Origin of the sequence: Streptomyces sp. CoH27 (assembly GCF_020181035.1) — a bacterium.
GTDB lineage: Bacteria > Actinomycetota > Actinomycetes > Streptomycetales > Streptomycetaceae > Streptomyces > Streptomyces camelliae.
On sequence record NZ_JAIQYY010000006.1, the window covers coordinates 169,182 to 182,109 of the forward strand.

10 protein-coding genes and 1 tRNA gene are annotated in these 12,928 nt (G+C 70.3%); 6 read left to right on the forward strand and 5 right to left on the reverse strand.

Annotated features, from left to right (window positions below):
• From LE548_RS11420 to LE548_RS11435, 4 genes are all read left to right on the forward strand, one after another.
• Nucleotides 1-918: branched-chain amino acid ABC transporter permease (locus LE548_RS11420; protein ID WP_225096591.1), on the forward strand; the 918-nt coding region annotated here is incomplete at its 5' end.
• Between the two features lie 5 nt (nt 919-923).
• Nucleotides 924-2,774 carry a branched-chain amino acid ABC transporter permease gene (locus tag LE548_RS11425; RefSeq protein ID WP_225096593.1) on the forward strand — a complete coding sequence of 617 codons (1,851 nt, stop codon included), beginning with the start codon at nt 924-926 and terminating at the stop codon, nt 2,772-2,774.
• Nucleotides 2,775-2,779: 5 nt separating this feature from the next.
• Nucleotides 2,780-3,691: an ABC transporter ATP-binding protein gene (locus LE548_RS11430; RefSeq protein ID WP_225096594.1), complete on the forward strand. Its 912-nt coding sequence runs from the start codon at nt 2,780-2,782 to the stop codon at nt 3,689-3,691.
• Nucleotides 3,688-4,404, forward strand: coding sequence for an ABC transporter ATP-binding protein (locus LE548_RS11435; protein ID WP_225096595.1), 717 nt, complete (start codon nt 3,688-3,690; stop codon nt 4,402-4,404). The genes LE548_RS11430 and LE548_RS11435 overlap by 4 nt, the downstream gene beginning before the upstream one ends.
• A gap of 87 nt (nt 4,405-4,491) precedes the next feature.
• Here the strand turns inward: LE548_RS11435 and LE548_RS11440 are convergent, their stop codons facing one another.
• Nucleotides 4,492-5,148: an ANTAR domain-containing response regulator gene (locus tag LE548_RS11440; RefSeq protein ID WP_225096596.1), complete on the reverse strand. Its 657-nt coding sequence runs from the start codon at nt 5,146-5,148 to the stop codon at nt 4,492-4,494.
• Between the two features lie 100 nt (nt 5,149-5,248).
• Between LE548_RS11440 and LE548_RS11445 the strand changes: the two genes are divergently transcribed.
• Nucleotides 5,249-5,323, forward strand: a tRNA-Leu gene (locus LE548_RS11445).
• Between the two features lie 61 nt (nt 5,324-5,384).
• Here LE548_RS11445 and pyk read toward each other — a convergent pair.
• Nucleotides 5,385-6,824 (reverse strand): pyruvate kinase, encoded by a 1,440-nt coding sequence (gene pyk / locus LE548_RS11450; RefSeq protein WP_225096597.1) that lies wholly within the window; start codon nt 6,822-6,824, stop codon nt 5,385-5,387.
• 219 nt (nt 6,825-7,043) lie between these two features.
• Between pyk and LE548_RS11455 the strand changes: the two genes are divergently transcribed.
• Nucleotides 7,044-8,849 carry a bifunctional UDP-sugar hydrolase/5'-nucleotidase gene (locus LE548_RS11455; protein ID WP_225096599.1) on the forward strand — a complete coding sequence of 602 codons (1,806 nt, stop codon included), beginning with the start codon at nt 7,044-7,046 and terminating at the stop codon, nt 8,847-8,849.
• Here the strand turns inward: LE548_RS11455 and LE548_RS11460 are convergent.
• From LE548_RS11460 to LE548_RS11470, 3 genes are read right to left on the reverse strand one after another with little or no spacing between them, the layout of a single operon-like run.
• Nucleotides 8,846-9,970, reverse strand: a complete 1,125-nt coding sequence (locus LE548_RS11460) for a GDSL-type esterase/lipase family protein (RefSeq protein WP_225096601.1) — start codon at nt 9,968-9,970, stop codon at nt 8,846-8,848. The genes LE548_RS11455 and LE548_RS11460 overlap by 4 nt on opposite strands.
• A 48-nt stretch (nt 9,971-10,018) precedes the next feature.
• Nucleotides 10,019-11,434: a lysine N(6)-hydroxylase/L-ornithine N(5)-oxygenase family protein gene (locus tag LE548_RS11465; protein ID WP_225096603.1), complete on the reverse strand. Its 1,416-nt coding sequence runs from the start codon at nt 11,432-11,434 to the stop codon at nt 10,019-10,021.
• A complete protein-coding gene (locus tag LE548_RS11470; RefSeq protein WP_374116059.1) occupies nt 11,431-12,819 on the reverse strand; it encodes an aspartate aminotransferase family protein in 1,389 nt (462 codons plus the stop codon). The genes LE548_RS11465 and LE548_RS11470 overlap by 4 nt, the downstream gene beginning before the upstream one ends.
• Nucleotides 12,820-12,928: the final 109 nt, after the last annotated feature.

The following is a 12,928-nucleotide window of genomic DNA, read 5'->3' on the forward strand; positions in this document are numbered from 1 at the left end:
CAGCAGCTGGTCAACGGCCTGCTCCTAGGATCCATGTACGGGCTGGTCGCCATCGGCTACACAATGGTCTACGGCATTGTCCAGCTCATCAACTTCGCCCACGGCGAGATCTTCATGACCGGCGCGTTCGGCGCGCTCACGGTCTACGCGTACATCCTTCCCGACGGCACCTCGATGTGGGTGGCGCTGCCGCTGATGCTGATCGGCGCGATCGTCGTCGCCGTCACGGTCGCCGTCGGGGCGGAACGGTTCGCCTACCGCCCGCTGCGCACCGCACCCCGGCTCGCGCCCCTCATCACGGCCATCGGTCTGTCGCTGGCGCTGCAGCAGGCGGTGTGGGCCTGGTACCCCGAGGCGAAGTCCGCCCGTACCTTCCCGACCATTCCGGGCGGCCCCTTCACCATCGGCAACGTCACCATCCAGACCGGTGACATCTTCCTGGTGGTCGCGGCCCCGCTCAGCATGGCGTTTCTCGCCTACTTCGTGATGCGCACCCGCACCGGCCGCGGCATGCAGGCCACCGCCCAGGATCCGGACACCGCGAAGCTGATGGGCGTCAACACCGACCGCATCATCGTGATCGCGTTCGCCCTCGGTGCCGCGTTCGCCGCCGTGGGAGGGGTCGCCTACGGCCTGAAGTACGGTCAGATCGACTTCAAGATGGGCTTCCTGCTCGGCCTGAAGGCCTTCACCGCGGCCGTCCTCGGCGGCATCGGCAACATCTACGGCGCCATGCTCGGCGGCCTCGTCCTCGGTGTGGCCGAGGCGCTGTCCACCGCCTACATCGCGGACATCCCCGGCATGGACAAGTTCGGCAGCCAGTCCTGGGCAGACGTCTGGGCCTTCATCCTCCTCATCCTCGTACTGCTGTTCAGGCCACAGGGCCTGCTCGGCGAGCGCGTCGCGGACAGGGCGTGACAGCGATGACCACACAGACCACACCGTCCGAGTCCCCCGAGTCCCCCGAGACCACGGAGACTTCGAGCACCCCGGCGGCCGCCCCGGCCGGCCTGATCCCGCTGCCGGCCCCGCTCGGCCGAGCCCTCGCCACCGGCGGCGGCGCCCTCGCGATCGTCTCCACGTTCATGTCCTGGACCTGGACCACCGACTTCCCCGGCGACCTCACCGTCTACGGCTACCCGGGCGGCCTTCAGGTCCTCGTGCTGATCGGCGGCATCCTCACCGTCCTGTTCGGCCTCGCCTCCTACGGCGTCAAGGGCCTCGACCGGCTGACGCCCGGCAGCGCCGACGCCGCCCTGAAGATGGCCGCGCTCGCCGCCTTCGGCACCGCCTGGTACACCGTCATCGCCATCAGCGTGGAGCTCGGCGGCCTGGTGAACCTGGACCCCGGCGGCTTCGTCGTCGCGGTCGCCACGCTGCTCGCGCTGCTCGGCGCGCTGGCCCAGCCGTTCACGCGGCCGGAGCCGGACCCGGTCGACCCGGACGACGCCGGCTGGGAGCTGTTCAAGCACAAAGCCCGGCAGAACTGGAGCACGTTCCGCGCGGCCTTCGCCTCCGAGACCCCGGCTCCGGCCCGCCCGCTGCCGTCCTGGGCCGAGATCCTCGTCATCGTCGCCGTCATGGCCGTGGGTCTGATCGTCTTCAGCTACGGCGTCGGCACGCCGTACGACGAACTGTTCGTCGGCTTCCTGATCACCGCCGGCTTCGGTTTCGCCGCGGCCGCCAAGGCCGGGCTCGTGGCGCGTGTCTCGGCGCTCACCGCGAAGCACCGGAACATCACCATGACCGGCGCCTTCGTCGCGGCCGCGGCCTTCCCGTTCACCCAGACCAACGACCAGTACGCGACGATCGGCGTCTATATCCTGATCTTCGCGACCGTCGCCCTCGGCCTGAACATCGTCGTCGGCCTCGCCGGCCTGCTCGACCTCGGTTACGTCGCCTTCCTCGGCGTCGGCGCCTACACCGCGGCCCTGGTCTCCGGCTCGCCGTCCTCGCCGCTGCACGTGCACTGGCCGTTCTGGGCCTCGGCGCTGCTCGGCGCGGTGGTCGCCATGATCTTCGGCGTCATCATCGGCGCCCCGACCCTGCGGCTGCGCGGCGACTACCTGGCCATCGTGACGCTCGGCTTCGGTGAGATCTTCCGGATCACCGTGCTCAACATGGACGGCACCTCGGGCCCGGACGTCACCAACGGCTCCAACGGCATCTCGTCGATCCCGAACCTGAACATCCTCGGCTTCGACTTCGGCGCACAGCACCAGATCCTCGGCACCACCATCGGCCGGTTCGCCAACTACCTGCTGCTGATGCTGATCATCACGCTCATCGTGGTCGTCGTGTTCCGGCGCAGCAGCGAGTCCCGCATCGGCCGCGCCTGGGTCGCCATCCGCGAGGACGAGACCGCCGCGCTCGCCATGGGCATCAACGGCTTCCGGGTCAAGCTCATCGCCTTCGCCCTGGGCGCCTGCCTCGCCGGTCTCTCCGGCTCCGTCCAGGCCCACGTCACCTACACGGTGACCCCGGAGCAGTACCAGTTCGCCTACGCCGTACCGCCCAACTCGGCCTTCCTGCTGGCCGCGGTGGTCCTCGGCGGCATGGGCACCATCTCCGGTCCGCTGGTCGGCGCGTCCCTGCTGTACCTGATCCCGGCCAAGCTCCAGTTCCTGGGCGACTACCAGCTCTTCGCCTTCGGCGTCACCCTCATCCTGCTGATGCGCTTCCGCCCGGAGGGCCTCATCCCCAACCGGCGCCGTCAGCTCGAATTCCACGAGGACGCCGAAGCTCCCGCCGTCCTCAGCAAGGCAGGGGTCTGACCACGATGACCACCGACACCACCACCCAGGACGCCGCCCCCGGCGCCGCCGCCTCCGGCGAGACCGTCCTCGACGCCCGCGGCGTGACCATGCGCTTCGGCGGCCTGACCGCCGTACGGGGTGTGGACCTGACCGTCAACAGCGGCGAGATCGTCGGCCTGATCGGCCCCAACGGCGCCGGCAAGACGACCTTCTTCAACTGCCTGACCGGCCTGTACGTCCCCACCGAGGGCGAGGTCCGCTACAAGGGCCAGGTGCTGCCGCCGAAGTCCTTCAAGGTCACCGCGGCCGGCATCGCCCGCACCTTCCAGAACATCCGGCTGTTCGCGAACATGACGGTCCTGGAGAACGTCCTCGTCGGCCGGCACACCCGCACCAAGGAGGGCCTGTGGTCGGCGCTGCTGCGCGGCCCGGGCTTCCACCGTGCCGAGGCCGCCTCCCGCGCACGGGCCATGGAGCTGCTGCAGTTCGTGGGCCTGGAGCACAAGGCCGAGCACCTCGCCCGCAACCTCCCCTACGGTGAGCAGCGCAAGCTGGAGATCGCCCGCGCGCTCGCCAGCGAGCCCGGACTTCTGCTGCTCGACGAGCCGACGGCCGGCATGAACCCGCAGGAGACCCGGGCCACCGAGGAACTGGTCTTCGCCATCCGGGACAAGGGCATCGCCGTCCTCGTCATCGAGCACGACATGCGGTTCATCTTCAACCTCTGCGACCGGGTGGCCGTCCTGGTGCAGGGCGAGAAGCTGATCGAGGGCGACAGCGCGACCGTCCAGGGCGACGAGCGAGTGATCGCGGCCTACCTCGGCGAACCCTTCGAGAACGCGCCCGGTGACGAAGAGGTGGCCGAGGTCGAGGCCGCCGAGGCACACGCCGAGGCCACCACGGATGCCGCGTCCGGCAAGGAGAACGACCGATGACCGCACTGCTCGAAGTCGAGGACCTCAGGGTCGCCTACGGCAAGATCGAAGCCGTCAAGGGCATCTCCTTCACGGTCGAGGCCGGTCAGGTGGTCACCCTCATCGGCACCAACGGCGCCGGCAAGACCACGACGCTGCGCACACTGTCCGGTCTGCTGAAGCCGGTCGGCGGGCAGATCCGGTTCAACGGCAAGTCGCTGAAGAAGGTCCCGGCCCACCAGATCGTTTCCCTCGGCCTCGCCCACTCCCCCGAGGGGCGGCACATCTTCCCGCGCATGACCATCGAGGACAATCTGCGCCTCGGCGCGTTCCTGCGCAGCGACAAGGCGGGCATCGAGAGGGACATCCAGCGCGCCTACGAGCTCTTCCCCATCCTCGGGGAGCGCAGGAAGCAGGCCGCGGGCACCCTCTCCGGCGGTGAGCAGCAGATGCTGGCGATGGGCAGGGCGCTGATGTCCCAGCCGAAGCTGCTGATGCTGGACGAGCCGTCGATGGGTCTGTCGCCGATCATGATGCAGAAGATCATGGCGACCATCGCCGAGCTGAAGGCCCAGGGCACGACGATCCTGCTGGTCGAGCAGAACGCCCAGGCGGCCCTGTCGCTGGCCGACCAGGGGCATGTGATGGAGGTCGGGACGATCGTCCTGTCGGGCACCGGCCAGGACCTGCTGCACGACGAGTCGGTACGGAAGGCGTATCTCGGCGAGGACTGATCGTCTCTCGGCGAGGACTGATCGTCGTGCACGACGAGGCCCGCACCCCGAAGCAGGGGGCGCGGGCCTCGTGGTGCGAGAGGGGGCTCAGCCCTTCTTGCCGGCCTTCTTCTCCTCGCTGTCCGCGATGACCGCCTCGGCGACCTGCTGCATCGACATGCGGCGGTCCATGGACGTCTTCTGGATCCAGCGGAACGCGGCCGGCTCGGTCAGGCCGTACTCGGTCTGGAGGATGGACTTCGCGCGGTCGACCAGCTTGCGGGTCTCCAGGCGCTGGGTGAGGTCGGCGACCTCCTTCTCCAGCTGCTTCAGCTCGGTGAAGCGGGAGACGGCCATCTCGATCGCCGGGACGACGTCGCTCTTGCTGAACGGCTTCACCAGGTACGCCATCGCACCGGCGTCCCGGGCGCGCTCCACGAGGTCGCGCTGGGAGAAGGCGGTGAGCATCAGGACCGGCGCGATGGACTCCTCGGCGATCTTCTCGGCCGCGGAGATGCCGTCCAGCTTGGGCATCTTCACGTCCATGATGACCAGGTCCGGCTGGTGCTCGCGGGCCAGCTCGACGGCCTGCTCGCCGTCCCCGGCCTCGCCGACGACCGTGTACCCCTCTTCTTCCAGCATCTCCTTCAGGTCGAGCCGGATCAGGGCCTCGTCCTCGGCGATGACGACACGGGTCGTCAGCGGAGGCACGTGCGACTTGTCGTCGTCGGGCGCGTCTACGGGCTGGGGCGACTCGGCGGTCACGGGGGCTCCTCGTTCAGGGCAGGGGTACTGCTGACAAGAGCCTACCTAGCTACGGTATGGTGGACGCGCGGAGGGTCGGGGGAAACCTTGGATTCTGCGAGCCCCGGTAGCCCAATTGGCAGCAGGCAACGGATTCAAAACCCGTACAGTGTCGGTTCGAGTCCGACCCGGGGCACTTTTCCTTGGATTCCAAGGTCGGCAATCGGCAAGGCCCCTCCGGTGAGAGGGGCCTTTTCTCATCCCCTGGGACTGTCGTCCTCGCCGATGTGGTGGACCCGGACCATGTTGGTCGAGCCGGAGACCCCGGGCGGGGAGCCGGCCGTGATCACCACGATGTCACCCTTCCGGCAGCGGCCGTATTTCAGCAGCAGCTCGTCCACCTGGTCGACCATGGCGTCGGTGGAGTCGACGTGCGGGCCGAGGAAGGTCTCCGCGCCCCAGGTGAGGCTGAGCTGGGAGCGGGTGGCGGGTTCCGGGGTGAAGGCCAGCAGGGGGATCGGGGAGCGGTAGCGGGACAGACGGCGCGCCGTGTCTCCCGACTGGGTGAACGCCACCAGGAACTTCGCGCCCAGGAAGTCACCCATCTCCGCCGCCGCGCGGGCGACCGCGCCGCCCTGGGTACGCGGTTTGTTGCTCTCGGTCAGCGGCGGCAGGCCCGCCGCGAGCATGTCGTGCTCGGCCGCCTCGACGATCTTCGCCATGGTGCGCACGGTCTCGATCGGGTACTTGCCGACGCTGGTCTCGCCGGAGAGCATCACCGCGTCCGTGCCGTCGAGGACCGCGTTGGCCACGTCGGAGGCCTCGGCACGGGTCGGGCGGGAGTTGTCGATCATCGAGTCGAGCATCTGGGTGGCGACGATGACCGGCTTGGCGTTGCGCCGGGCGAGCTTGACCGCGCGCTTCTGCACGATCGGCACCCGCTCCAGCGGCATCTCCACGCCCAGGTCGCCGCGGGCCACCATGATCCCGTCGAAGGCGGCCACGATGCCGTCGAGGTTCGCCACGGCCTGCGGCTTCTCGACCTTGGCGATCACCGGCAGCCGGCGCCCCTCCTCGGCCATGATCCGGTGCACGTCCTTGGCGTCGTCGCCGCTGCGCACGAAGGACAGGGCGATGACGTCGAAGCCGGTGCGCAGCGCCCAGCGCAGGTCGTCCTGGTCCTTCTCGGAGAGGGCGGGGACGGAGACGGCGACGCCGGGCAGGTTCAGGCCCTTGTGGTCGGAGACCATGCCGCCCTCGACCACCCGGGTGTGCACGCGGGGGCCGTCGACGGCGGTGACCTCCAGGCAGACCTTGCCGTCGTCCACGAGGACGCGTTCGCCGGGGGTGACGTCGGCGGCGAGCCCGGCGTAGGTGGTGCCGCACCGGTGGCGGTCGCCGGCGACCCCCTCCTCGACGGTGATGGTGAACTCGTCGCCGCGTTCAAGGAGTACGGGGCCTTCGTCGAAGTGGCCGAGCCGGATCTTCGGGCCTTGAAGGTCGGCGAGAACGCCGACGCTGCGGCCGGTTTCGTCGGCCGCCTTTCGCACGCGTCGGTAGCGCTCCTCGTGCTCGGCGTGTGTGCCGTGGCTGAGGTTGAAGCGGGCGACGTCCATCCCGGCCTCGACCAGTGCCTTGATCTGGTCGTACGAGTCGGTGGCGGGCCCCAGAGTACAGACGATCTTTGCTCGGCGCATACGTCGAGCCTAGGCCTTACCGGCGGGTAGACAATCGGCCGCACATGACCACTCAACAACCTTTGAGCAAAGGGTTGTTGACAAGTGTTGAAGTGTGCGACCACTCGCTCCGATGAGCGAATTTCCGCCCCCTGGAGGCTGGCATATCGGGTCATGTTCAGGTCAGAATCTACGCGCGTCGTTGACCCTTCCTCGACCGTTCCCTCAGGAGATCATGAGATGCCGTTGAACCGCCGGAAGTTCTTGAAGCAGTCCGCCGCCACCGGGGCGGGGGTGGCGGTCGCCGGCGCGGCGGCGGCTCCGGCGGCCGAGGCCGCGCAGCCCCACCGGCCCGCCCACCCCGTCAAGCGGTACTCGCTGACCGTGATGGGCACCACCGATCTGCACGGCCATGTCTTCAACTGGGACTACTTCAAGGACGCGGAGTACTCCGACAAGGCCGGCAACGCGATGGGCCTGGCCCGCATCGCGACCCTGGTCGAGCAGGTACGCAAGGAGAAGGGCCGCCGCAACACCCTGCTGCTGGACGCCGGTGACACCATCCAGGGCACCCCGCTGGCCTACTACTACGCCAAGGTCGACCCGATCACCGCCCAGGGCGGCCCGGTGCACCCGATGGCGAAGGCGATGAACGCGATCGGGTACGACGCGGCGGCGCTCGGCAACCACGAGTTCAACTACGGCATCGAGACGCTTCGGAGGTTCGAGGAGCAACTCGACTTCCCGCTGCTCGGCGCCAACGCGGTCGACGCGAAGACATTGCGGCCCGCGTTCCCGCCGTACGTCATGAAGACGTTCCACGTGCCCGGCGCCAGGCCGGTCAAGGTGGCCGTGCTCGGGCTGACCAACCCGGGCATCGCGATCTGGGACAAGGCCTATGTGCAGGGCAGGCTGGCGTTCCCGGGGCTGGAGGAGCAGGCCGCGACGTGGGTGCCGAAGCTGAGGTCGATGGGCGCCGACGTGGTCGTGGTCTCCGCGCACTCGGGCACATCGGGCACATCGTCGTACGGCGACCAGGTGCCGTACGTGGAGAACGCGGCGGCGAATGTGGCGCGGCAGGTGCCGGGCATCGACGCGATCCTGGTCGGGCACGCGCACGTGGAGATCCCCGAGCTGAAGGTCGTCAACGAGCGGACCGGGAAGACGGTCGTGCTCTCCGAGCCGCTGTGCTACGCCGAGCGCCTCACCCTCTTCGACGTCGAACTCGTCTTCGGCAAGGGCCGCTGGACGGTCGAGTCGGTCTCCGCGTCGCTGCGCAACGCCAACACGGTCGCCGACGACCCGGAGATCACACGCCTGTTGAAGGACGAGCACCAGAAGGTCGTCACGTACGTCAACCAGGTCGTGGGCCGGGCCACCGAGACGCTGACGACGGTCGAGGCCCGCTACCGGGACGCCCCGATCATCGACCTGATCACCAAGGTGCAGGAGGACGTGGTCAAGGCCGCCCTCGCGGGCACGCCGTACGCCTCGCTGCCGGTGCTCGCGCAGGCCTCGCCGTTCTCCCGGACCTCCGAGATCCCGGCCGGCGACGTGACCATCCGGGATCTGTCGGGCCTGTACGTCTACGACAACACCCTGGTCGCCAAGCTGCTGACGGGCGCCCAGGTGCGGGCCTACCTGGAGTACTCGGCGGCGTACTACAACCAGACGGCCGCCGGCGACCCCGTGGACGTCGACAGGCTCACCAACGCGGGCGGCCGCCCGGACTACAACTACGACTACGTCTCGGGCCTGTCGTACGACATCGACATCGCCCAGCCCGCCGGGTCCCGGATCAGGAACCTCACCTTCCAGGGCGCCCCGCTGGACGACTCCCGGCAGTTCGTGCTCGCCGTGAACAACTACCGCGCCAACGGCGGCGGTGCCTTCCCGCACGTCGCCGACGCCGAGGAACTGTGGTCGGAGTCGACGGAGATCCGCACCCGGATCGCGGAGTGGGTCACCGCGAAGGGCGTACTGGACCCGAAGGACTTCGCCTCGGCGGACTGGAAGCTGGTGCGGAACGGCACCCCCGTGTTCTAGAGATCGAGGAGTGACAGGTCCACGGCGTCGGCGATCGCCTTCGCGCCGGCGTCGTTGACGTGCAGTCCGTCGCCACTGTTGAACTCCTCGCGGATCCGCTCGGGTTCGGCCGGATCCGCGACGGCGGCGGCGACGTCCACGATGCCGTCGAAGGGGTGGTCCCCGCTCAGCAGCCAGGCGTTCACCTCGCGCCGCACGGCCTGGCCGGCCTCGCTGTCGTAGCCGTCGTAGACCGTGCCGCGGTACGGGCCGACGGTGGAGCCGAGGACGGTCAGCCCGGCGGCGTGCAGCCGGTCGGCCAGGTCGGTCAGACCGGCGATGAACGCGGCGGCCGTGGGCGGCTTCCCGGGCTCGGGGAAGGCGATGTGGCCGGGCAGACCGAAGTCGTTGAGGCCGATGTGGATCAGGACATGGCTCACCCCCGGCACAGCGAGGACGTCCCGGTCCACGCGGCCGAGGAGGTGCTCGCCGATCTCGTCGGTGAGCAGACGGTTGCCGGAGATGCCCTGGTTGACGATCCAGCCGCGGGTCAGACGGCGGCCGAGCTGAGCCGGGAAGCTGTTGTCGAGGCCGGGCGTGGTGGCCGCGCCCTCGATCCAGGAGTCTCCGAAGGCGACCGCGATCCGGGTGCCCTCGGGCGCGCGGACGTCGGCGCCGATCCCGAAGTGGCCGGTGGGCACCTCCTCGGCGTCCCGCAGAGCCGGTGCGGTCAGCTGGTCGCCGGGGGCCGCGTGACCGGTGTCGTAGGGCACCGCGGAATACGTGGTCAGGCCGGTGTCGCCGGGCAGGTAGAGGCCGACCGTGAGGACCTGGCCCGCGGTGACGGGCTGCTCGACCGGGTCGGAGACGAGGTCCGCGCCGGCCGGGACCGTGACGGCCTTGGCGCCGTCGAAGGTGAGCGGGGTGTCGATCCCGTCGCCTCGGAGGTGCGCGCCGCCGATCTCCAGCGGTTCCTTGCCGTATCGGTTGCTGAGAGTGATCCGTACCGCCTCACCTCCTCCGGCGAGCCGCAGGGTCTGGCGCAGGGTCTGATCGGCGAAGCCTCTGCTCTCGAAGAGCTGGAAGCCCTCGTACGGGTCGATGACGGCGGTACGGTGGGCGGCGATCCATGTCGTTGTCATGGCAACCGCCAACACCGCCGTCAGCGGACTTCTTCCGCTTTTGCCGCCCTATTGCCTTCCCTCGACAAGCGGAGTGAGCTGCTTCGCCTGCCGGGTCTGCGGCACCCGGGTGGGCTGGTGATGAAGTCCGAAGGTGGTGAAGGCCGTTCGGACGGGCAGCGGGTAAAGGTCCTTCCCCGTGAGCGAGTTGAGGATGGTGGCGCTGCGCCAGGCGGCGAGGCCGAGGTCGGGGGCGCCGACACCGTGGGTGTGCAGCTCGGCGTTCTGGACGTAGAGGGAGCCGGTGACGGAAGGGTCGAGGACGAGGCGGAACTCCTCGTCGATGCGCGGGCGTTCGCTGCTGTCGCGGCGCATGTAGGGGTCGAGTCCGGCGAGGATGCGGTCAAGCGAGTGCTCGCGGTAGCCGGTGGCGAGGACGACGGCGTCGGTGGTGAGCCGGGAGCGGCTGTCCTGCTGGAGGTGCTCCAGATGGAGTTCGACCTTGGCGGTCGCGATCCGGCCGGCCGTGCGGACCCGGACGCCGGGGATGAGGACGGCGTCGGGCCAGCCGCCGTGCAGGGTGCGCCGGTACAGCTCGTCGTGAATGGCGGCCAGGGTGCCCGCGTCGATGCCCTTGTGCAGCTGCCACTGGGCGGCGACGACCCGGTCCCGGACGGGCTCGGTGAGGGCGTGGAAGTAGCGCGTGTAGTCGGGGGTGAAGTGCTCCAGGCCCAGCTTGGAGTACTCCATCGGCGCGAACGCCTCGCTGCGGCCGATCCAGTGCAGCTTCTCGCGGCCCGCGGGACGGTGGCGGAGCAGGTCCAGGAAGACCTCGGCGCCGGACTGACCGGAGCCGACGACGGTGACGTGTCCGGCGGCGAGGACGCTGTCGCGGTGGCCGAGGTAGTCGGCGGCGTGGATGACGGGCACGCCGGGGGCGTCCACGAGGCGCTGGAGCGGGTCGGGCACATAGGGGGTGGTGCCGACGCCGAGGACGACGTTGCGGGTGTGGGTACGGCCCAGGGCCTCGGCCTCGCCCTCGGCGTCGAGCTGGGTGAAGTCGACCTCGAACACGTCCCGTTCGGGGTCCCAGCGCACCGAGTCGACCTGGTGACGGAAGCGCAGCCCGGGGAGGTGCTGCGCGACCCAGCGGCAGTACGCGTCGTACTCGGCGCGGTGGATGTGGAGGCGCTCGGCGAAGTAGAAGGGGAAGAGCCGCTCGCGGGACCTGAGGTAGTTCAGGAAGCTCCAGGGGCTGGTCGGGTCGACCAGGGTCACCAGGTCGGCGAGGTACGGCACCTGGATGGTGGCGCCCTCGATGAGCAGGCCGGGGTGCCAGTCGAAGCCGGGGCGCTGTTCGTAGAAGACGGCGTCGAGTTCGGCGAGCGGGTGGGCGAGGGCGGCCAGGGAGAGATTGCTGGGGCCGATGCCGATGCCGACCAGGTCGCGGGGGGCGGCGGGCTCGCGGGGTGGGGGGTTGGTCATGCGGGGGTGCCTTCTTCTACGAGTTTCAGGAGCTGGGCCAGGGCGTCCGGCCGGATGTGGGGGTTGAGGAGGGTGGCCTTCAGCCAGAGCCGGCCGTCGAGCCGGGCCCGCCCGACGACGGCCCGGCCCTCGCGCAGCAGCCGGCGGCGTACGGCGGCCACGGCGTCGTCGTCGGCGCCCGCCGGCCGGAACAGCACCGTGCTGATCACGGGCCGGTCGTACAGCTCGTAGCCGGGGTGCTCGTCGATCAGCGCCGCGAACTCGCGCGCGCGGGCGCAGACCTGGTCGACCAGGTCGCCGAGTCCGCCGCGGCCCAGGGTCTTCAGCGTGACGGCGATCTTGAGGATGTCGGGGCGGCGCGAGGTGCGCAGGGAGCGGCCGAGCAGATCGGGGAAGCCGGCCTCGGTGTCGTCGTCGGCGTTCAGGTAGTCGGCGCGCTGCTGGAGGGCGGCGAGTTCGGCGGGGCGGGCGACGGCGAGGAGGCCGGCAGCGACCGGCTGCCAGCCGAGTTTGTGCAGGTCCAGGGTGACGGTGTGGGCGGCTTCGAGTCCGGCGAGCTTGTCGCGGTGCCGGTCGCTGAACAGCAGGCCTCCGCCGTAGGCGGCGTCGATGTGCAGCCGGGCGCCGTGGGCGGCGCACAGGCCGGCGATCTCCGGCAGCGGGTCGATGAGGCCGGCGTCGGTGCTGCCGGCGGTGGCGGCGACCAGCAGCGGGCCGTCGAGCGCGGTGAGGGCCTCGTCCAGGGCGGCCGGGTCGAGGACGCCGCTCGGGGTGGGTACGACGACCGGTTCGGGCAGGCCGAGCAGCCAGGCGGCGCGCGGCAGCGAGTGGTGGGCCTGGGCCCCGCAGACCATCCGGACGCCGGCGCCGTGCGTCTCGCGGGCCAGCAGCAGGGCCAGTTGGTTGGACTCGGTGCCGCCGGTGGTGACCAGGGCGTCGGCGAGCCCGGCCGTGTGGGCGAGCGCGCGGGTGACGGCGGCTTCCAGGGCGGAGGCGGCGGGGGCCTGGTCCCAGGAGTCCAGTGACGGGTTGAGGGCGCTCGCCGCGAGGTCGGCGGCGGTGGCCACGGCGAGCGGCGGGCAGTGCAGATGGGCCGCGCACAGCGGGTCGGCCGGGTCGGCCGAGCCCTCGGCGAGGGCGTGCACGAGGGTGCGCAGCGCGCCGGGGTCGCCCTCGTCCGGCAGGGCGTCCCCGAGCACGTCGGCGATCCGCGCGGCGACGGCCTCGGGGCCCCCGGCGGGCAACGGCCCGCCCCGCGCCCGGCCGCCGTCCGCGAGCGCGTCGAGGACGGTGCCGAGCAGCGGGCGCAGGGCGTCGGCGCCGTGGGGGCCCGAGGCGAGGGGCGGGGCGGGCAGCGGGTCGGGCCGAGGGGCGTCACCGCTCATCGGTTGTCCTCCGCTCTCCGGCCGGCCGTCGGCTTCCAGCTTGTACCGGAAGCGGACCGTGTGTCCCGAAAGAGCGCCGATCAGAACCCGAAAGTGGGTACTGCCGTGC

Bases quoted from the DNA above. Each gene is read 5' to 3' on its own strand.
- LE548_RS11425 (WP_225096593.1), top strand. From the start codon at position 924: ATGACCACACAGACCACACCGTCCGAGTCCCCCGAGTCCCCCGAGACC.
- LE548_RS11430 (WP_225096594.1), top strand. From the start codon at position 2,780: ATGACCACCGACACCACCACCCAGGACGCCGCCCCCGGCGCCGCCGCC.
- LE548_RS11435 (WP_225096595.1), top strand. From the start codon at position 3,688: ATGACCGCACTGCTCGAAGTCGAGGACCTCAGGGTCGCCTACGGCAAG.
- pyk (WP_225096597.1), bottom strand. From the start codon at position 6,824: ATGCGCCGAGCAAAGATCGTCTGTACTCTGGGGCCCGCCACCGACTCG.
- LE548_RS11455 (WP_225096599.1), top strand. From the start codon at position 7,044: ATGCCGTTGAACCGCCGGAAGTTCTTGAAGCAGTCCGCCGCCACCGGG.
- LE548_RS11460 (WP_225096601.1), bottom strand. From the start codon at position 9,970: ATGACAACGACATGGATCGCCGCCCACCGTACCGCCGTCATCGACCCG.
- LE548_RS11465 (WP_225096603.1), bottom strand. From the start codon at position 11,434: ATGACCAACCCCCCACCCCGCGAGCCCGCCGCCCCCCGCGACCTGGTC.
- LE548_RS11470 (WP_374116059.1), bottom strand. From the start codon at position 12,819: ATGAGCGGTGACGCCCCTCGGCCCGACCCGCTGCCCGCCCCGCCCCTC.